Below are 18,536 nucleotides of genomic sequence, written 5' to 3'. Positions count from 1 at the left end.
CGGTTGGAGCTGCGGGCCTCCCCGAACAGGTCCGCGCACCCCGCGACCGCCGATCCGGCGGCTCGATCCCGGCTGACGGATTCCATCTTCGGCCGCCGGGCGGTCCGGGTCTTGAACATCGATGCTCGGTTGACCGCCAACTCAGAACCCGCGATCCGATCCGGCCCGACCGGCCCGACCCGACCAGCCCGACCCGGCCGACCCAACCCGACGGCCCGACCCGGCCGTCCAACCCGGTTCAAACGCAGGGACAGCGGGTGGGGGGTGAGGGCGGGGTCAGGTCCGTCGGGTTTGGGTGAGGAGTCGGCGCAGGTGGGCCGGGGGGTGGCCGACGTGGTCCCGGACCACGCGGGTGAGGTGGGCCTGGTCGGCGAAGCCGTGCTCCGCCGCCACCGCGCGCAGCGGCCGCTCGTCCGACTCGGCGAGGGTGTCCAGCACCGCCCGGACCCGCAGCCGGTTGCGGTAGGCGGTGAGGCTGCTGCCGGTGACCCGGTGGAACACCCGGCTCAGGTGGTGCGGGGAGGCGCCCACCTCGCGGGCCACCTCGTCGAGGCTGAGCGAGTAGTCGCCGGCGGTGAGCACCTCGCGGGCCCGGTCGGCCAGGCGACGGTGGGCGGCCTGGGTGGCGGGCCGCCGGCTGACCGCGCGTGCCAGGTCCGTCCCCGGCTCGTCCCGGGCACCGGTACGGCTGAGCACCTCGTCGAGGAAGCGGTGCAGCCGTTCCGCCATCTCGAAGTGGTCCAGTCCCCGCCGGAACTCCGCGATGAGCATCCGGTGTGCCAGGTCGAGCGACGCGTCGGAGGTGCCCTCCCAGCCGGCGGTCTCCAGCCAGCGGGTCCCGTCCGGGCGTTCGGCCAGCACCGCCGGGTCGACCTCCAGGCAGGTGTACGAGTCGCCGCAGCCCAGCGGGTGGGACACGGACATCTCGTCGCCCGGCCGGGTGAGCAGCACCGAGGTGGCGTCCGAGAACGCCGTACGACCGTTGAGCCGCCGCCGGTACGCCCCCGACCGCCCGAGGATGAGGTTGTAGTTCAGCTCGATGGCCGGTGTCGTCCAGCCGTGGTTCTCGACGATGCAGCGGACCTCGTAGATGAGGATCCCGTCCGGGTGACCCAGCATCCGCCACCGGGCCGGCGTGGTCTTCCGGCGTGGGTCGCTGCCGGTTCCCTCAGGCATCCGTTCTCCCCCCGGGTGGCCCTGCGCCGATTGTCGACGATCCAACCTACGCGGGGGCGGTTCGTCCGACCGGAGAGATAGTGTCGACCAGTGGCCCCCCGTCCAGCCGGACGAGGGGTGATCGTCGTGTCCTCCCGCTGGAAGTGATCCCATGCTCACCGGTCTGTTCTCCGCCGCCCTGGCCGACCCGGGGCTGGCCCGGGCACGTGACCTGGCGCGCTCCGGTGCCGCGCAGGTCGACGGCCTCGACATCACCGCGCCGGCCGCGCTGCGCCCGTTCGCGGTCGCCGCGGTCGCCGCCGACCAGGCCGGCGACGGCGGGCCGGGCGGTGGCGCGGGTCGTCCGGTGCTCGCCGTGACCGCCACCACGCGGGAGGCCGACGACCTGGCCGCCGCGCTGGGCAGCCTGCTCCCGCCCGAGCAGGTGACGGTCTTCCCGTCGTGGGAGACGCTGCCGCACGAGCGCCTGTCGCCCCGCTCCGACACGGTCGGCCGTCGGCTGGCCGTGCTGCGCCGGCTCGCGCACCCCGGTTCGGCCGACGCGCACGGTCGCACCGGCCCGCTGCGGGTGGTCGTGGCGCCCGTCCGGTCGCTGCTGCAACCGCAGCTCAAGGGGCTCGGCGACCTGGAGCCGGTGCAGCTCGCCGCCGGGCAGGAGGCCGACCTGGAGGAGGTCGCCCGCCGGTTGACCGACATGGCGTACGGGCGGGTCGACCTGGTCACCAAGCGGGGCGAGTTCGCCGTGCGCGGCGGCATCCTCGACATCTTCCCGCCCACCGACGAGCATCCGTCGCGGGTCGAGTTCTGGGGCGACGAGGTGGAGGAGATCCGCACCTTCGCCGTCGCCGACCAGCGCACCATCGAGCAGGTGCCGCAGCTGTGGGCGCCGCCGTGCCGGGAGCTGCTGCTCACCCCGTCGGTGCGCAAGCGGGCCGCCGCCCTCGCCGAGGAGCACCCGGAGCTGGCGGAGATCCTCGACAAGCTGGCCGAGGGCATCCCGGTGGAGGGCATGGAGTCCCTGGCCCCGGCGCTGATCGGCGCCGACTCGATGGAGCTGCTGCTGGACGCCATGCCGGCCGGCACCCACGTGCTCCTGTGCGACCCGGAGCGGATCCGCACCCGGGCGCACGACCTGGTGCGTACCTCCGACGAGTTCCTCCAGGCGAGCTGGGCCGCGGCCGCCGTCGGTGGCCAGGCCCCCGTCGACCTCGGCGCCGCCGCCTTCCGGACCCTGGGCGACGTACGCGCCGTCGCGGCGAAGCTGCGCCAGCCCTGGTGGACGCTGTCGCCGTTCGGGCTCGTGGAGGCCGAGGCCGCCCCGGCGCGGCAGCCCTGGGAGGACGGGCCGGAGGCGTACGACGTCACTCCCGACGACGCGATCGCGGTGACCCTCTCCGCGCAGCCGGCCCCGCTCTACCACGGCGAGACCGCCCGGGTGGTCGACGACCTCAAGCGCTGGACCGGCGAGGGCTGGTCGGTCGCGCTGGTCTTCGAGGGGCACGGCCCCGCCCAGCGGGCGGTCGAGGTGCTCCGCGACGCGGGCCTCGGCGCGCGGCTGACCGAGGAGATCCCGACCGCGCCCGCCCCCGGCGAGGTGCTGGTCGCCTGCGGCAGCCTGACCGGCGGCTTCGTCGACGAGGCGTCCCGGTTCGTGCTGCTCACCGGCAACGACGTCACCGGCGGGCGGGGCACCTCGACCCGCGACATGCGCAAGATGCCGAGCCGACGGCGCAACACCATCGACCCCCTGGAGCTGAAGGCCGGCGACCACGTTGTGCACGAGCAGCACGGCATCGGCCGCTATGTCGAGCTGGTGCAGCGCACCGTCAACGGGGCGTCGCGGGAATACCTGGTCATCGAGTACGCCCCGAGCAAGCGCGGCCAGCCCGGGGACCGGCTCTTCGTCCCCACCGACCAGCTCGACCAGCTCTCCCGCTACGTCGGCGGCGAGCAGCCCACCCTGCACAAGATGGGCGGCTCGGACTGGCAGAAGTCCAAGGCCCGGGCCCGCAAGGCGGTCAGGGAGATCGCCGCCCAGCTCATCCAGCTCTACGCGGCGCGCAAGGCGTCCAAGGGGCACAACTTCGGCCCCGACACGCCGTGGCAGCGGGAGCTGGAGGACGCCTTCCCGTGGCAGGAGACGCCGGACCAGCTCGCCGCGATCGAGGAGGTCAAGCGGGACATGGAGCAGACCGTCCCGATGGACCGGCTGATCTGCGGCGACGTCGGCTACGGCAAGACGGAGATCGCCGTCCGGGCGGCGTTCAAGGCGGTGCAGGACGGCAAGCAGGTGGCGGTGCTGGTGCCCACCACGCTGCTGGTGCAGCAGCACTACAACACGTTCGCCGAGCGGATGAGCCAGTTCCCGGTGACCATCCGGCAGCTCTCCCGCTTCCAGACGCCGAAGGAGGCGGAGCAGGCCCTGGAGATGGCCGCCGCGGGCACCGCCGACATCGTCATCGGCACCCACCGGCTGCTCCAGGCCGCCACCCGGTTCAAGTCGCTCGGCCTGGTCATCGTCGACGAGGAGCAGCGCTTCGGCGTCGAGCACAAGGAGCACCTGAAGACGATGCGCGCCTCGGTCGACGTGCTGAGCATGTCGGCCACGCCGATCCCGCGCACGCTGGAGATGGCGATCACCGGCATCCGGGAGATGTCGACAATCGCCACCCCGCCGGAGGAGCGGCACCCGGTGCTCACCTTCGTCGGTGCGCACGACGAGCGGCAGGTGGCCGCCTCCATCCACCGCGAGCTGCTCCGCGACGGGCAGGTCTTCTACCTGCACAACCGGGTCGAGTCGATCGACCGGACGGCCCGGAAGCTCCGCGAGCTGGTGCCCGAGGCGCGGGTCGCGGTGGCGCACGGCCAGATGGGCGAGGAGGCCCTGGAAAGGGTCATGGTCGGCTTCTGGGAGAAGGAGTTCGACGTGCTGGTCTGCACCACGATCGTGGAGTCCGGCATCGACATCCCCAACGCCAACACCCTGATCGTGGAGCGGGCCGACCTGCTCGGCCTGGCCCAGCTGCACCAGATCCGCGGCCGGGTCGGCCGGGGCCGGGAGCGGGCGTACGCCTACTTCCTCTACCCGCCGGAGAAGCCGCTCACCGAGCACGCCCACGAGCGGCTGGCGACCATCGCCCAGCACACCGAGCTGGGCGCCGGCATGTACGTGGCGATGAAGGACCTGGAGATCCGGGGCGCCGGCAACCTGCTCGGCGGCGAACAGTCCGGGCACATCGAGGGCGTCGGCTTCGACCTGTACGTGCGGATGGTCGGCGAGGCGGTCTCCGCGTTCAAGGGCGAGCGCCCGGAGGAGGAGACCGAGGTCAAGGTCGACCTGCCGGTCGACGCCCACCTGCCGCACGACTACGTCGCCGTGGAGCGGCTGCGCCTGGAGATGTACCGCAAGCTCGCCGAGGCCCGCGACGCCGACCGGCTGAGCGAGGTGGTGGCCGAGATGACCGACCGCTACGGCGAGCCGCCCGCGCCGGTGCAGAACCTCGTCGCCGTGGCCCGGTTCCGGCTGCTGGCCCGCCGCTACGGCCTGACCGACGTCTCCATGCAGGGCAAGCACATCCGGTTCGGTCCGCTGCCGCTGCCCGACTCGAAGCAGCTGCGGCTCAAGCGTTACCACCCCGACTCGGTCTACAAGCAGGCGCTCGACCAGGTCAGCGTGCCCCGGCCCAGCACCCGGCGGGTGGGCGGCGAGCCGCTGCGCGACCAGGCCCTGCTGGAGTGGTGCGCCCAGTTGCTCAAGGACGTCCTGGGCGAGCCGGCGACGGCGGGAGCCGCCGCGCGGTGAGTGGCGGTCGACGATGGCTGACCGGCAGCCGGCGGGTGAGCAGGGGGTGGGGACCCGGGCGCGCGCGGGGCGGGCGCGCGGGGAGACCGGTGGGCGGTGTCACGGCGGCCCCGGGCGGCATGAGAGAGTGACCGACATGCGTGCTCGCCGTCTTGTCGCCGTCGCCAGCGTGGCGCTCGGCCTCGTCGCCCTCTCCGGTTGCCGTGCCGAGCCCGGTGTCGCCGCCTACGTCGGTGACCTGCGGATCACCGAGGATGCCGTCACCGGGATCGTCGACGACCTGCGGGCGAAGAACCCGATGCCGACCGGGCAGCCCGAGGCGCCCGAGGCGCCCGAGGGGCAGCCCCCGGCGCAGGTGCCGCAGCTGCCCGACCGCGGCCAGATCGTCAGCATGCTCGTGTTGACCGAGGTCTGCGAGCGGCTCTCCGCGGACAAGAACTACCAGCCGCGCGGGCAGGTCGCGCCGGAGCAGGTCGCCCAGCAGTTGCGCCTGTCGCCCGACACCGGCTACGTGCGCCAGTCCGCCGAGCTCTACAACTGCCTGTCGGGGGTGCCGACCGGGGCACCGGCCGAGCCGACCGCGCAGGATCTGGCGGACGTGGTGGCGGCGGGCCGCAAGGCGGGCGCCATCCCGGCCGACGTGCCCGACGAGGCGGCCGCCCGCCAGCTCGACGGCGAGCAGTTGCGCGGCGCGCTGGCCACCCGCAAGTCGCTGGCCGACGCGGTCGCCGCGTACGACGTGACGGTCAACCCCCGCTACCGCCCGCTGGAGTTCCCCGTGCTGAGCTTCTCCGGCAACGCGCCGGCGGTGAGCGTGCCGCTGGGCGAGGCCGGCTCCAACGGGGTCACCGACGTCTCCACCCCGGATCCGCTGCCCACCGTCGCGCCCGAGGCGGCCGGCGGGACCCACAGCTGAGCATGCCGGCGCGGATCGTCCTGCTCGTCACCTCGCCCCGGCTGCCGGCCGGGCTGCTGACCGCCGCCGCGTGGGACGTCGTACGCCGGCATCCGGTGCTGGCAGGGGCGGAGAGCGAGCTGACGACGGCGGTCCGCGTGGCGGGCGCCGAGGTCACGGTGGTCGACGGCCGGGCGACGCAGGCGCTGCTCGACGCGGCGGCGTCGCACGGCGTCGCGGTGTGGCTGGCCGGCCCGGCCGGCGACGAGTCGCTGGCCCGCGAGCTGGGCCTGCGGCTGGCCCGCGAGCCCGGCCTGGCCGAGCTGGAGCTGATGTACGGCTCCTGGGACCCGCCGGGCGCCCGGCTGCTCGACGCGGTGGCGGTGATGGACCGGCTGGCCTCTCCCGGCGGCGATCCCTGGAAGCGCGCGCAGACCCACCGCAGCCTCGCCGGCTTCCTGATCGAGGAGTGCTACGAGGCGTACGACGCGATCAGCGCCGGGGACACCGACGCGCTGCGCGAGGAACTGGGCGACGTGCTGCTCCAGGTGGTGCTGCACGCCCGCCTCGCCGAGGAACTGCCCGAGGAGCAGCGGTGGACCGTCGACGACGTGGCCGGCGGGCTGGTCGACAAGATGGTCCGGCGCAACCCGCACGTCTTCGCCGACGCCGAGGCCGGCACCCTGGAGGAGATCGAGGCCAGCTGGGAGCGGATCAAGCGGACCGAGAAGGCGCGTGACTCGGTGCTGGACGGCATCGCGCTGAGCCAGCCGGCCCTCGCCCTGGCCGCCAAGATCCTCGAGCGCGCCGGGCGGGTCGGCCTCGCCGTACCGCCGCCCCTCGCGGATTCCCAGGTGGACCCGGAGGCGCGGCTCGGTGCCGGCCTGCTCGCCACGGTCGCGGCGGCCCGCGAGGCGGGCCTGGACCCGGAGGCGGCCCTGCGCCGCGCCGCCCTCGCCTACGCGGACGCGGTCCGCGCCGCCGAAAAGGCCTGAGTCGACCCGGTAGGGTCGGCGGGTGGAATCGTTTGTGCCGCTCGCGGAGCGGATCGTCGACGCGTTGCTGGAGAGCCGGCCGGGGGTCGCGACCTCCACCGGCGACCACCGTTACGACGACCGGCTGCCGGACCTCTCCGCCGAGGCGGTCGCGGCCGACCGGACCATGCTCAAGGAAGCCGCGGACGCGCTCGCCGAGCTGGACCCGGACGCGCTGGACGTCGAGGAGCGCGTCGACCACGCGCTGCTCACCTCGTTCGTGGACCGGGAGCTGTTCGAGTCCGGCGACATCCGCGCGCACGAGTGGGACCCGCTGCGGCACAACCCCGGGCCGCTGCTGCACGCGCTGCTCGCCCGCCCGTACGCCCCGGTCGACGTGCGACTGACCAGCCTGGCGGGCCGGCTCGCCGCCGTACCGGACGCGTTGGCGACCGCGCGCGCGACGCTGCGCGACATGCCGCGCATCCACGCGGAGACGGCGGTCGGGCAGTTCACCGGCGCGGCCGCGCTGATCCGCGACGAGGTGCCGGCGCTGCTCGCGCAGGCCCCCGCCCTGCACGACCGGGTCGAGCCGGCCGCCACCGCGGCGATCGCGGCGCTGGAGGAGTTCGTCGCGTGGCTGCGTCAGGGCCTGGCCGCCGACGCCGGCCCCGGGCGGGACCCGCGGCTGGGCCGCCGCCGCTGGGAGGCGCGGCTCTGGCACACCCTCGACACGGAGCTGGGGGCCGCCGAGATCCAGCGCCGGGCCTGGGCCAACCTGGACCGGGTCGGCGAGGAGATCCGCGCGGCGGCCGTCGAGCTGGTCGGCGGCCCCGCCGACGACGAGACGGTACGCCGGGCGCTGGACCTGCTGGCCGCCGAGCACCCGGACGACCACACCATCGTGGACCTCGCCTCGGTCACCCTGGACGAGGCGACCGACTTCGTGCGCGCCCACGACCTGGTCACCCTGGTCGACGACCCGTGCGTGATCCAGGAGATGCCCCAGTTCGCCCGGGGCGTGGCGGTCGCCTACTGCGACTCGCCCGGCCCGCTGGAGACGGCGGACGTGCCGACGTTCTACTGCATCGCGCCCACCCCGGCGGACTGGCCCGCGCACCGGGTCGAGTCGTTCTACCGCGAGTACAACGACCACATGATCCGCAACCTGACGGTGCACGAGGCGATGCCGGGGCACTTCCTCCAGCTCGCCCACGCCCGCCGGCACGTCGGCCCCACCCGGGTCCGCGCGCTGACCGAGTCGGGCCCCTTCATCGAGGGCTGGGCGGTCTACACGGAGGAGCTGATGGCCGGCCTCGGCTTCGGCGGCCTGCCGGTGCGGTTGCAGCAGCTCAAGATGCAGTTGCGGATGACCATCAACGCGCTGCTGGACCAGCTCGTGCACTGCGAGGAGCTGCCGGAGGCCGAGGCGATGGCGTTGATGACCGGGCGGGGCTTCCAGGAGGAGGGGGAGGCGGCCGGCAAGTGGCGGCGCGCCCTGCTCACCTCGACGCAGCTCTCGACGTACTTCGTCGGCTACAGCGAGGTGGCCGCGATCGCCGCCGCCCGCCCGGCCGGCGTGGCGGTACGCGAGTGGCACGACGCGATGCTCGCCCACGACTGCCCGCCCCCGCGCCACCTGCGCACCCTGCTCGGCGTCTGAGGACCGCCGGCGGGGTCGGTCACGAGCTGGCCGGGCGGCGGTCCACGACGCCGGCGTCGGGCGGCAGGTCGAACACCGCGCCGTCGACCGTCTCGCGGTAGCGGCTCAGTGCCAGCTCGACCTGGCGGCCGTCGACCAGGCCGGTGAAGCTGCCCAGCACCCCGTCGGTGGTCACGCAGGCGGTGAAGTCCCCGGCCGACTGCGCCACGTCGACGCAGGTGGCGTGGTGGCCGGCGAGGGTGGTGTCGCTCTGCTCGATCACCGCGTCCGGGTCCAGCGCGGCGGTGGTGAGCAGCCCCACGACGACCGGCGGCGTCACCAGCCCCCGCTGCTTGGCCTCGGTGAACATGGTCACCGTGGGCTTCGCGTTGGGCGCGGGCGGGGCCTCCAGGGTGCAGGTCGCGCGCCCGGCGCCGGTCTCGCAGCGGGTCGTCGCCTCCGGGGTGACGGTGAGCTTGCCGCCGGGCCAGGTGTAGGCGGAGCGGGCCGGGTCCTGGGCCTGGGCGATCGTGGCTGTCTGCCCGCCGGAGAGCTGGTAGTCGGCGGAGTAGGTCAGCTCCAGCGCCCGGTCGAGCCGGGCGGCCATGTCGTTCACCAGGTCGGACCGCCCGATCGTGCGGCCGGCGTCGTCGAGGGTCTGACAACCGGTCACCGTGAGCGACGCGATGACCGACACGGCGAGCATGCGGAGGGTGGTCGAGGCGGCGGGCATGGCGACCAGCCTGGCCGATCGGGCCAACCGCGCGCAAACCCGTTGCCGGTTGAGGCACGAGAATCCGGGAATGTCCGAGTAAAGCATTGCCCGGAGGCAGGTTTCGGGTCGGGCCGGCGAGCGCCCGGACCGCCCGCGTCCGAGCGTCGCCCGATACGCTGCGTTCAACAACTGCCTCAGCCGCACCGTCGCGGCCCATACCGGACCGGAACACACAAACGAGGAGCGACTCAGTGGCAACCATCGAGGGAATCGTCGCGCGGGAGATTCTGGACTCGCGGGGCAACCCGACCGTCGAGGTCGAGGTCGGGCTCGACGACGGCACGATCGCCCGGGCGGCGGTGCCCTCCGGCGCCTCCACGGGCGCCTTCGAGGCGATCGAACTGCGCGACGGTGACGCCGACCGCTACCAGGGCAAGGGCGTCGAGAAGGCGGTCTCGAACATCGAGGACAAGATCGTCGACGAGCTGATCGGCTACGAGGCCAGCGAGCAGCGGCTGATCGACCAGAAGATGCTCGACGTCGACGGCACGGACAGCAAGTCCGAGCTGGGCGCGAACGCCATCCTCGGCGTCTCCCTGGCGGTGGCCAAGGCGGCGGCCGGCAGCGCCGAGCTGAGCCTCTTCCGCTACCTGGGCGGCCCGAACGCGCACCTGCTGCCCGTGCCGATGATGAACATCCTCAACGGTGGCGCGCACGCGGACTCGAACGTCGACATCCAGGAGTTCATGATCGCGCCGATCGGCGCGCCCAGCTTCCGCGAGGCGCTGCGCTCCGGCACGGAGGTCTACCACGCGCTGAAGTCGGTGCTGAAGAAGAAGGAGCTCTCCACCGGCCTCGGCGACGAGGGCGGCTTCGCGCCGAACCTGCCCACCAACGCCGCCGCCCTGGACCTGATCGCCGAGGCGGTGGAGAAGGCCGGTTACCGGCTCGGCACCGACATCGTCTTCGCGCTCGACGTGGCCGCCACCGAGTTCTTCGACAACGGCACCTACACCTTCGAGGGCACCGCGAAGACCGCCGAGGAGATGAGCAACTACTACACCAAGCTCGCCGGCGACTACCCGATCGTGTCGATCGAGGACCCGCTGGCCGAGGACGACTGGACCGGCTGGCAGACGCTGACCGCCTCGCTCGGCGACCGCATCCAGATCGTCGGCGACGACCTGTTCGTCACCAACCCGCAGCGCATCGCCCGCGGCATCGCCGAGAAGGCCGCCAACGCGGTCCTGGTGAAGGTCAACCAGATCGGTTCGCTGACCGAGACCCTGGACGCGGTGGACCTGGCCCACCGGGCCGGCTTCAAGTGCATGATGAGCCACCGCTCCGGCGAGACCGAGGACACCACCATCGCCGACCTGGCGGTGGCCACGGGCTGCGGCCAGATCAAGACCGGTGCCCCGGCCCGCTCGGACCGGGTCGCGAAGTACAACCAGCTCCTGCGGATCGAGGAGGAGCTGGCCGACGCGGCGCGGTACGCCGGGGCGGGCGCCTTCCCGCGCTACCGTTCGGCCTGAGACGCGCGAGGCCTCGGGGGAGGGGTGTGACGATGCAGCAGCGCCGCACACCGGGCGGTCAGCGCCCCGCCCGTCGGCCGGGTCACACCGGCCGGCCGGGCGGGGCCCGGGGCGCCCGGGCGTCGGTCCGCGAGGGCGGCGTCCGCGCCGAGTCGCGGGCCACGGCCGGTCGCGCGCCGGGGGCGGCCCGGGGCGCGGAGGGCGTACGCTCCGCGAGCCGGCCCGCCGCGGCCCGTCGTACGGCCGCCGGCACCGTCAAGCGGCTCTCCGCACCCCGCTCCCGGGGCCTCACCGGGCGGGCCACCGTGCTCTTCGCGGTGCTGATCGCGCTCGCCCTGGCCTACACCTACCCGGTGCGCGTCTACCTGGACCAGCAGGCCGACATCGAACGGATGGAAGCCGCCCAGGCCGCCCAGCGGGAGGCGATCGAGGAGCTGTCCGAGCGGGCGGCCAAGTGGCAGGACCCGGAATACATCAAGATCCAGGCCAGGGAGCGGTTCTTCATGGGCCCACCGGGCGAGACGCTGCTGGTGGTGCTCTCCGACCCGGCGGGCGCCGCCCGGGACGCCGGTTCGTCCACGGCCCCGTCGGCACCCGTCACCCCCGCTTCCTGGTACGACACCCTCTGGTCGAGCGTGCAGGCCGCCAACGGCGAGCAGCCCGACCGGTGAGCAGCACCCGAGCATCGAACGAGAGATCAGCATCGTGACTGTCGTACCACCGCAGGAGCCGGCGGCGGACTCCGTACCCCCGCCGCGGCGCGAACCGGCCACCGAGGCCGACCTGGCCGCGGTGGCCGCGCAGCTCGGACGCCCGCCCCGGGGCACCCGGGCCGTGGCCCACCGCTGCCCCTGCGGCCTGCCGGACGTGGTGGAGACGACCCCGCGCCTGGCCGACGGCACCCCCTTCCCGACGCTGTTCTACCTGACCTGCCCCCGGGCGACGGCGGCATGCAGCCGGCTGGAGTCGGCGGGGTTGATGAAGGAGATGGCGGACCGGCTGGCCGCCGACCCGGAGCTGGCCACGCGCTACCGCGCCGCGCACGAGGACTACCTGGCCCGCCGGGACGCGATCGGCGAGGTGCCGGAGATCGCCGGAATCTCCGCCGGCGGGATGCCCGGCCGGGTGAAGTGTCTGCACGTGCACCTCGGGCACGCGCTCGGGGCCGGGCCCGGGGTGAACCCGTTCGGCGACGAGACGCTGGCGCTGGTGGAGAAGTGGTGGGCGGCCGGCCCGTGCGTGGACGTGCCGGCGGCGGACTGACCATGGCGGGCGCGGACGGGGGCGTGGCGGGGGCCGACGAGATCGTGGTGCGGCGGGCCCGCACCTCGGACGTGCGCGGCATCCGGCGGCTGGTCGACACCTACACCGACGACCGGCGGCTGCTCAGCAAGGCCACCGTGACCCTCTACGAGCACGTGCAGGAGTTCCGGGTCGCGGTCCGGGCCGGCGACGGCGCGGTGGTCGGCTGCGGGGCACTGCACGTGATGTGGGAGGACCTGGCCGAGATCCGTACGGTGGCGGTCGACCCCTCCTGCCGCGGGCGCAAGCTCGGCCACCGGATCGTCGCGGAGCTGATCGACGGCGCCCGCGAGCTGGGGGTGGCCCGGATCTTCGTGCTCACCTTCGAGACCCGGTTCTTCGGCTCGTTCGGGTTCACCGAGATCGACGGCGCGCCCGTGCCGCAGCCGGTCTACGAGCAGCTCCTGCGCTCGTACGACGAGGGCGTCGCCGAGTTCCTGGACCTGGAACGCGTCAAGCCGAACACCCTCGGCAACACCCGGATGCTGCTGCGCCTCTGACCGGCCCGGTGCGGGTGACCCGTGGCGCGCCCGCCGGCGGTGCGCCGGTCGCCGGCGTGCAGCGCAGCCGTCGCTGCCAGGTCCGTACGCCCTCGGTGAAGACGTCGGCGTAGCGGTCCTGCCCGCCGATGAAGGTGATCACCGAGACCGGTCGCCGGGGCACGTACGTCTCGGGGGCCGCTGTAGCCGCCGCTGACCACGCCGATCGCCGCGAAGAGCCTCTCGCCCTCGACGGCGGCCCGGAAGCTCATGTCCCCGCCGTTGGAGATCCCGATGAGGTAGACCCGGTCCGGATCAGCCCGCCACGTCCGTACGAGGTGGGCGGTGAGGTCCTTGAGGAAGCCGACGTCGTCGGTCGTCCCGCAGCAGGTACCGGCGGTCGGCCCCGCCGTGCGCCAGGGTGAGCCGGTGGTCGCCGGCGGCGGGGCGCTCGACGGCCCCCGAAGGCGACGGGGCCGGCGTGACCCGGGACTGACCCCGGTCCCCACCGCACGCCGTGGCGACGACGGCGAAGAGCACCCCGTCAGCACTGCCACCGTCCGTCGCACGCCCCGCCCCCTCCGTGACCCCGGTCCACACTGGATGGCCCCGCCTGAACGGGGCAACCCTTTCGGTCCAGGCCGAAGAGCGGCAGTCTGCTGGCATGCTCCGTCTCCGCCTGGGACTGGCGGACCTGTGCCGGGTCCGCTTCGCCGACCGCCTGCACCCGGTCGGCATGTCCCTGCTGGCCTGCCAGGCGCTGCACGACGCGGACACGGCCCGGATGACGCCGGGCCCCGCGGCGGACGCGGCCTCCGCGTCGGGTCCGGTCCGGTCCGCCGCCTCCGTGCTGCGGCACCTGCTTCCCGCGCGCGGGCGCCTGCCCGACTTCCTCACCCCGCTGGACGGCCTCGAATCGGTCGTCGCCGGTCTGGAGGCGATCCGGGCAGCCCCCGTCGGGCGCATCCGGGCGGAGGTCACCGCCGCGTACGCGCAGTTGCCCGCGACGCCGCTGCGCAGGCGGTTCGCCGAGGCCGACGGGGAGACGATGGACCTGTTCGGCCGGGCCCTGGGCACCTGGCACGACGCGGTGCTCGCGCCGCACTGGGCCGACCTGACGGAGGCGCACCGGCACCACGTGGCGGGGGCGACCGCGCAACTCGCCACGCACGGGTTGGACGGGCTGCTGAACGCGCTGCACCCGGCGATCCGATGGCAGGCGCCGACGCTGACGGTGCGGACCTGGTGGAGCGCCTCGCTGTCCGGCACCGGCCACGGCCTGCTCCTGCTGCCCTCGCCGCTGGCCGGCCCGCATCCCCGGGTGCTGGTGGAGCCCGGTCGGCCGGTGCTGGTGGTGTACCCCGCGCCGATGCCGCGCCTGATGAGGGCCACCACCCCCGATCCGCTGGGCCGCCTGCTGGGGGCGACCCGGGCGGCGGTGCTGCGCCGCCTCGCCGGCCCCGGCCGGCACACCACCACGGCGCTCGGCCGGGCCGTCGGAATCAGCACCTCCTCGGCGTCCGAGCACGCGGGGGCGTTGCGGGCGGCGGGGCTGGTCGCCAGCGTCCGGGACGGCGGCGCGGTGCTGCACCGGTTGACGCCGCTCGGCACCGAACTGCTGGACGCGGGCTACGCCGGGTCACCTGAGCGCGCCTGACGTAGGGTTGCTGCCGTGACGACGCGTGTGGCCGCCATCGACTGCGGGACCAACTCGATCCGACTGCTGGTCGCCGACCTGCCGGACGCCTCGGCGGGTCCGGAGGCTCCGCTGGCCGACCTGAGCCGACGGATGCAGATCGTGCGCCTCGGCCAGGGCGTCGACAAGACGGGGCGGCTGGCCCCGGAGGCGATCGAACGCACGCGGGTCGCGCTGGCCTCGTACGCCGCCGAGATCGAGAAGCTGGGCGCGGAGCGGGTCCGGATGTGCGCCACCTCGGCGTCCCGGGACGCCACCAACGCCGCCGAGTTCCGGGAGATGGTCGAGCGGACCCTCGGGGTCGCGCCCGAGGTGGTGACCGGCGACGAGGAGGCGCGGCTCTCCTTCACGGGCGCGGTGCGCGGGCTGCCCGCCGACGCGCGCGAGCCGTACCTGGTCGTCGACATCGGCGGCGGCTCGACCGAGTTCGTCGTCGGCACCCGCGCGGGCGGCGTCGAGGCGGCCATCTCGATGGACATCGGCTGCGTCCGGATGACCGAGCGGCACCTGCACGGCGACCCGCCGGGGCTGGACGAGGTCGCCGCCGCGCAGGCCGACATCGCGGCAGCGGTGGACCGCGCGCTGGAGGCCGTGCCGGGCCGGCAGGCCGCCACGCTGGTCGGGCTCGCCGGGTCGGTCACCACCGTGGTCGCGATCGCCCAGGGCCTCCAGGAGTACGACCCGAGCCGCATCCACCACGCCCGGGTGTCGTACGACGCGGTGGCCGCGACAACCGCCGACCTGCTCGGCAAGAGCCGGGAGCAGCGGCTGGCGATCCCGGTCATGCACCCGGGCCGCGCGGACGTGATCGGGGCGGGCGCCCTGGTGCTCCGGGTGATCATGGAACGGGCGGGGATGGACTCGGTGGTCGCCTCCGAGCACGACATCCTCGACGGCATCGCCTGGAGCCTCGTGTAGGCCTCGGCGTCCGTTCCCCACGCCCGCTGTCGCCACGGGCATGGGGTGCCGCCTGTGGCGGACCCCGAAGGGTCAGCGGAGCCGTTGCCGCGTGCCCGTCGCGGCGGAGCGGGCGATGGCGTCGATGAGCCGGTGGGTGCGTTCGGCGGTGCCGAAGTCCGGTTCCGTCGGGTGGCCGGCGGCCAGGTCCGCGTAGACCTGCCGCACAGGCTCATCGCGGAGTCACAGCACGACGCCGGGCTCGCGGCGGCCCTGACCGAGCAACTGGTCGGCCCCAGGGTCGCGGTCGCGAAGCAGCGGCTCGCGCGGGCCCAGCAGCAGGGTCAACTGCCCGTCGACGCGGACCTGCAGTTGATCGTCGAGCTGTTGTACGGCCCGGTCTACTACCGGCATCTCCTGCACCTCGGGCCGTACTCCCGCGACCGGCTGCGCGAACTGGTCGACCGGGTCCTCGACCGCTGGTCGTGAGCGTGCCGCCGTGAGGACGGGCGGTCGACGTCGTGGGTCAGGCGCCGGGCCGGGCGATCCCGGTGACGAAGCGGGACCAGGCGGCCGGGTCGAAGGAGAGCGCCGGGCCCGAGCGGTCCTTGCTGTCGCGTACGAGCACCACGCCGGGCAGGTTGTCGGCGACCTCCACGCACGAGGCGCCGCCGTTGTCGCTGCGCGTGGACTTGCGCCACCGGGCGCCGGTCAACTCCATGTCTTCGCCACTTCCTGCATCAGCACCAGCGACTGCCGTCGGGGCAGCGCCTCCGAGCGGACACTTTCCCACCTGCGGTGCAGGCTGGCAATCTCCTCGGCGCGATCCAGCACCTGGGCGCGCAGCGGGCTGTCGAGATGCGCCACCCAGCCCCCTTCGGCGTAGCCGGCGAGGATGAACGGCCCGGCAAGGCCCGGGTAGACACCGACCTCTGTCGGAACGATGTGCAGGTGCACATGCGGACGTGTGGCCAGTGAGATCAGATGGTCGAGCTGCTCCCGCATCACCCCGAACTGGTCGGCCACCGGCCGACGCAGGATGCCCTCGTCGAGAACCACGACCAGTTGCGGCGGCTGGGCGCGATCGAGGATCTGTTGCCGCTGGAGTCGTGCGGACACCCGCTGCTCGATCTGTTCCGGAGGATGAAGGCCACCGCCGCTGAGGACCGCGTGGGCGTACGCCTCGGTCTGGAGGAGGCCGGGCAGGACCGAGATCTCGAACCACCACAGCGTGGCTGCCTCCTGTTCGACGGCCACCCACGGCCGGAACCAGGCCGGCGCGGTCTCCAGGCTGACCAGCGGCAGGATCCGCCCGAGCAGGCCGCCGCTGTCGAGCGCCTCGTCCGCCCGGCGGACGAAGTCGAGCGAGGGCGTACGCCGGCCGATCTCGACCATGCCGACCAGCGAGCCGGAGTAGTTGATCCGCCGGGCCAGCTCCTCCTGGCTGAGCCCACGCTCGGCGCGCAGCCGCCGCAGCTCGCCGGCCAGCAGATCCAACGCCGACAGTTGCGATCCGGTCATCACACCTCGCTCACCTGGCCTCACGTGACGGGCCGCGCCGACCACCGTCGGGCGGTGCCCCGCGCGTGACTTCCGACCGTAGTCGGACGGTAACGAGAATGGGAACCGGCGTGGGCCCACAGTGCCCTCACAGCGCGAGCGAGGAGCGACGACGTGGCGATCCGAGGCCCCCACCCGGCGTGGTGCGTACCCGAGAGCGGCTGCGGAGCCAGCGCGCTGCACCTGTCCCGCCTGCGGCCCGTGGCGCCCCGCGGTGACGAGGTGATCCAGGTGCGCGCCGGGCTCTGGCTGATGGACGTCGGGCGGTTGCGCCCGTCCGGAGTGCTGCTGGAGCTGTCCGCCGGCGACGAGCCGGAGCGTTGGCCGATCGACCTCGCGCAGGCTCGCGCGTTGGTGCACGTACTCCGGGATCTGCTGCGGACCGCGGACGACGCGGCCCGCCGCGCGGCCTGATCCGGCATCCGTTCCTCGTGCCCGATGTCGTTGACGCTACTGTGCATTGCGCACTAGTGTGCAATGCGTGGACACCACACAACTGCTGAAGGGCGTGCTGGATCTCGCGGTCCTCGCCGTGCTCCGCGAGGAGGACGGCTACGGCTACGACATCCTGCGCCGGCTGCGCGACGCCGGGTTGGAGGAGGTCGGCGACGCCTCGGTCTACGGCACGCTGCGCCGGCTCTACGCCGCCGGCCTGCTGACCACCTACGTCGTGCCGAGCGAATCCGGCCCGCACCGCAAGTACTACTCCCTCAACGCCGCCGGCCGGGACCAGCTCACCCGCTCCGGCAAGCTCTGGCGCTCGTTCGCCACCACCATGGACGCACTGCTCGACGATCGGGGGATGGCGGCATGACCGTCACGGAGCAGGAGATCGCGGACTACGCCGCACGGGTCCGGGCCGCGCTGGCCGACCTGCCGCCGGCGCAGCGCGACGAGTTGACCGAGGACCTGCCGGAGCACCTCGCCGAGGTCGCCGCCGAGGCCGGCGGCTCGCTGGTCGACCGGCTCGGCGAGCCCGAGGCGTACGCGGCCGAGCTGCGCGTCGCGGCCGGGGTCGGCGCCACCAGCGGCGGCGGGCGCCGCAACCGTCGCCTCGGTGTCGCCGTGGACCGGCTCCGCGCCCGGGCGCACCGCTGGGACGTCCAGCTTGGACCACCCCTCGGGTACGCCTCAGCGAGCGAGTTCCTCCGGTTGCTCCGGCCGGCGTGGTGGGTGCTGCGGGGCTACCTGGCCGCCATGCTCGTCACGGTGGTCACGACCGGCGACACGTTCGGTGTGCTGCCCGAGCTCAACGGCAGCCTGCTGGCCGGCCTGGTGCTGCTCGCCGGCAGCGTGCTCGCCTCGATCTGGCTCGGCCACCACACGCCGGGCCTGACCCGGCCCAAGCGGCGGGTGCTGCACGTCGGCACGGCGGTGCTGGTGATCTTCGGGCTGGTCGGCCTGGCGGACATGAACGACCGGGTCGGCAGCGGCGACCTCGACTACGAGCAGATCTCGATCGACGGCCGGTACGACCACATCCGCGACGTTTTCGTCTACGACCGGCAGGGCCAGCTGGTGGAGAACGCCCGGCTCTTCGACCAGAACGGCGACCCGATCCGGCTCGGTCGTCCGATGTGCCCGAACCCGCCGGACCTGAACCTGGCCAACGCGCTGCTGCGCCCGTACCCGTACTGCCCGGAGTTGGCGCCGTTCGGGCCCCGGCCGGGCGCGAGCACCCCGCCTCTGCTGAACCCGCCGGGGCTGTCCGTACCCGCCCCCTCGGAGGCCGCGCCCGCACCGGGCGGCAACCCGACCCCGACGCCCACGCCGACCGGCACCTCGACCCCCGCGCCCGCATCGACGGGCATGCCGGCCGGCACCCCCGCGCCGAGTCGGACGTGAACAGGATCATGGAATGAA

General features: G+C 73.9%; 18 protein-coding genes. 14 read left to right on the top strand and 4 right to left on the bottom strand.

Annotation, left to right across the window (positions count from 1 at the left end):
- Positions 1–276: 276 nt before the first annotated feature.
- The gene (locus ACLQ20_RS01755) at positions 277–1,176 is read right to left on the bottom strand and encodes a helix-turn-helix domain-containing protein (RefSeq protein ID WP_192581608.1); all 900 of its coding nucleotides are present in this window, start codon (positions 1,174–1,176) and stop codon (positions 277–279) included.
- Between the two features lie 151 nt (positions 1,177–1,327).
- Between ACLQ20_RS01755 and mfd the strand changes: the two genes are divergently transcribed.
- The 4 genes from mfd (at position 1,328) to ACLQ20_RS01735 (ending at position 8,510) form a co-directional block, all read left to right on the top strand.
- Complete coding sequence (mfd, locus tag ACLQ20_RS01750) at positions 1,328–4,978, top strand: transcription-repair coupling factor (protein WP_425853954.1); 3,651 nt, start codon at positions 1,328–1,330, stop codon at positions 4,976–4,978.
- Positions 4,979–5,114: 136 nt separating this feature from the next.
- Positions 5,115–5,894, top strand: coding sequence for a hypothetical protein (locus ACLQ20_RS01745; RefSeq protein ID WP_358115499.1), 780 nt, complete (start codon positions 5,115–5,117; stop codon positions 5,892–5,894).
- Positions 5,895–5,896: 2 nt separating this feature from the next.
- Positions 5,897–6,868, top strand: a complete 972-nt coding sequence (locus tag ACLQ20_RS01740) for a nucleoside triphosphate pyrophosphohydrolase (RefSeq protein WP_327030501.1) — start codon at positions 5,897–5,899, stop codon at positions 6,866–6,868.
- Positions 6,869–6,890: 22 nt separating this feature from the next.
- Positions 6,891–8,510, top strand: a complete 1,620-nt coding sequence (locus ACLQ20_RS01735; RefSeq protein WP_151456302.1) for a DUF885 domain-containing protein — start codon at positions 6,891–6,893, stop codon at positions 8,508–8,510.
- 19 nt (positions 8,511–8,529) lie between these two features.
- Here ACLQ20_RS01735 and ACLQ20_RS01730 read toward each other — a convergent pair whose 3' ends face one another.
- Positions 8,530–9,222, bottom strand: coding sequence for a hypothetical protein (locus ACLQ20_RS01730; RefSeq protein WP_151456303.1), 693 nt, complete (start codon positions 9,220–9,222; stop codon positions 8,530–8,532).
- Between the two features lie 233 nt (positions 9,223–9,455).
- Between ACLQ20_RS01730 and eno the strand changes: the two genes are divergently transcribed.
- The 7 genes from eno (at position 9,456) to ACLQ20_RS01695 (ending at position 15,602) form a co-directional block, all read left to right on the top strand.
- Positions 9,456–10,739 (top strand): phosphopyruvate hydratase, encoded by a 1,284-nt coding sequence (eno, locus tag ACLQ20_RS01725; RefSeq protein WP_151456304.1) that lies wholly within the window; start codon positions 9,456–9,458, stop codon positions 10,737–10,739.
- 32 nt (positions 10,740–10,771) lie between these two features.
- Entirely contained in the window at positions 10,772–11,410 is a 639-nt protein-coding gene (locus tag ACLQ20_RS01720; RefSeq protein WP_151456310.1) for an FtsB family cell division protein, read from the top strand.
- A 34-nt stretch (positions 11,411–11,444) separates the two neighbouring features.
- Positions 11,445–12,002 carry a DUF501 domain-containing protein gene (locus tag ACLQ20_RS01715; RefSeq protein ID WP_327030502.1) on the top strand — a complete coding sequence of 186 codons (558 nt, stop codon included), beginning with the start codon at positions 11,445–11,447 and terminating at the stop codon, positions 12,000–12,002.
- 2 nt (positions 12,003–12,004) lie between these two features.
- Positions 12,005–12,541, top strand: a complete 537-nt coding sequence (locus ACLQ20_RS01710) for an amino-acid N-acetyltransferase (protein WP_151456306.1) — start codon at positions 12,005–12,007, stop codon at positions 12,539–12,541.
- A 643-nt stretch (positions 12,542–13,184) separates the two neighbouring features.
- Positions 13,185–14,177 carry an ArsR/SmtB family transcription factor gene (locus ACLQ20_RS01705; protein ID WP_425853953.1) on the top strand — a complete coding sequence of 331 codons (993 nt, stop codon included), beginning with the start codon at positions 13,185–13,187 and terminating at the stop codon, positions 14,175–14,177.
- 27 nt (positions 14,178–14,204) lie between these two features.
- The gene (locus ACLQ20_RS01700) at positions 14,205–15,134 is read left to right on the top strand and encodes an exopolyphosphatase (RefSeq protein ID WP_425854236.1); all 930 of its coding nucleotides are present in this window, start codon (positions 14,205–14,207) and stop codon (positions 15,132–15,134) included.
- A gap of 132 nt (positions 15,135–15,266) precedes the next feature.
- Positions 15,267–15,602 (top strand): TetR-like C-terminal domain-containing protein, encoded by a 336-nt coding sequence (locus ACLQ20_RS01695; RefSeq protein ID WP_327030503.1) that lies wholly within the window; start codon positions 15,267–15,269, stop codon positions 15,600–15,602.
- A gap of 37 nt (positions 15,603–15,639) precedes the next feature.
- Here the strand turns inward: ACLQ20_RS01695 and ACLQ20_RS01690 are convergent, their stop codons facing one another.
- Both ACLQ20_RS01690 and ACLQ20_RS01685 read right to left on the bottom strand, forming a co-directional pair.
- Positions 15,640–15,834: a DUF397 domain-containing protein gene (locus ACLQ20_RS01690; RefSeq protein ID WP_425853952.1), complete on the bottom strand. Its 195-nt coding sequence runs from the start codon at positions 15,832–15,834 to the stop codon at positions 15,640–15,642.
- Complete coding sequence (locus ACLQ20_RS01685) at positions 15,825–16,634, bottom strand: helix-turn-helix domain-containing protein (protein ID WP_425853951.1); 810 nt, start codon at positions 16,632–16,634, stop codon at positions 15,825–15,827. The genes ACLQ20_RS01690 and ACLQ20_RS01685 overlap by 10 nt, the downstream gene beginning before the upstream one ends.
- A gap of 153 nt (positions 16,635–16,787) precedes the next feature.
- Between ACLQ20_RS01685 and ACLQ20_RS01680 the strand changes: the two genes are divergently transcribed.
- The 3 genes from ACLQ20_RS01680 (at position 16,788) to ACLQ20_RS01670 (ending at position 18,518) form a co-directional block, all read left to right on the top strand.
- The gene (locus ACLQ20_RS01680; protein ID WP_327030507.1) at positions 16,788–17,087 is read left to right on the top strand and encodes a hypothetical protein; all 300 of its coding nucleotides are present in this window, start codon (positions 16,788–16,790) and stop codon (positions 17,085–17,087) included.
- A gap of 67 nt (positions 17,088–17,154) precedes the next feature.
- Positions 17,155–17,487: a PadR family transcriptional regulator gene (locus ACLQ20_RS01675; RefSeq protein WP_089001967.1), complete on the top strand. Its 333-nt coding sequence runs from the start codon at positions 17,155–17,157 to the stop codon at positions 17,485–17,487.
- Complete coding sequence (locus ACLQ20_RS01670; protein WP_425853950.1) at positions 17,484–18,518, top strand: HAAS signaling domain-containing protein; 1,035 nt, start codon at positions 17,484–17,486, stop codon at positions 18,516–18,518. Before ACLQ20_RS01675 ends, ACLQ20_RS01670 begins: the two co-directional genes overlap by 4 nt.
- The last annotated feature ends 18 nt before the right edge of the window (positions 18,519–18,536 follow it).

It is taken from the genome of Micromonospora sp. DT46, from assembly GCF_049841735.1.
GTDB classification, from domain to species: Bacteria; Actinomycetota; Actinomycetes; order Mycobacteriales; family Micromonosporaceae; genus Micromonospora; species Micromonospora reichwaldensis.
Note: the sequence above shows the minus strand (reverse complement) of the source record. Positions and strands in the feature narration are given on the sequence as shown.

What these genes read in the sequence shown, in the direction of transcription:
- ACLQ20_RS01755 (WP_192581608.1), bottom strand. Translation starts at nt 1,176, where the DNA reads ATGCCTGAGGGAACCGGCAGCGACCCACGCCGGAAGACCACGCCGGCC.
- mfd (WP_425853954.1), top strand. Translation starts at nt 1,328, where the DNA reads ATGCTCACCGGTCTGTTCTCCGCCGCCCTGGCCGACCCGGGGCTGGCC.
- ACLQ20_RS01745 (WP_358115499.1), top strand. Translation starts at nt 5,115, where the DNA reads ATGCGTGCTCGCCGTCTTGTCGCCGTCGCCAGCGTGGCGCTCGGCCTC.
- ACLQ20_RS01740 (WP_327030501.1), top strand. Translation starts at nt 5,897, where the DNA reads ATGCCGGCGCGGATCGTCCTGCTCGTCACCTCGCCCCGGCTGCCGGCC.
- ACLQ20_RS01730 (WP_151456303.1), bottom strand. Translation starts at nt 9,222, where the DNA reads ATGCCCGCCGCCTCGACCACCCTCCGCATGCTCGCCGTGTCGGTCATC.
- ACLQ20_RS01720 (WP_151456310.1), top strand. Translation starts at nt 10,772, where the DNA reads ATGCAGCAGCGCCGCACACCGGGCGGTCAGCGCCCCGCCCGTCGGCCG.
- ACLQ20_RS01710 (WP_151456306.1), top strand. Translation starts at nt 12,005, where the DNA reads ATGGCGGGCGCGGACGGGGGCGTGGCGGGGGCCGACGAGATCGTGGTG.
- ACLQ20_RS01705 (WP_425853953.1), top strand. Translation starts at nt 13,185, where the DNA reads ATGCTCCGTCTCCGCCTGGGACTGGCGGACCTGTGCCGGGTCCGCTTC.
- ACLQ20_RS01690 (WP_425853952.1), bottom strand. Translation starts at nt 15,834, where the DNA reads ATGGAGTTGACCGGCGCCCGGTGGCGCAAGTCCACGCGCAGCGACAAC.
- ACLQ20_RS01685 (WP_425853951.1), bottom strand. Translation starts at nt 16,634, where the DNA reads ATGACCGGATCGCAACTGTCGGCGTTGGATCTGCTGGCCGGCGAGCTG.
- ACLQ20_RS01670 (WP_425853950.1), top strand. Translation starts at nt 17,484, where the DNA reads ATGACCGTCACGGAGCAGGAGATCGCGGACTACGCCGCACGGGTCCGG.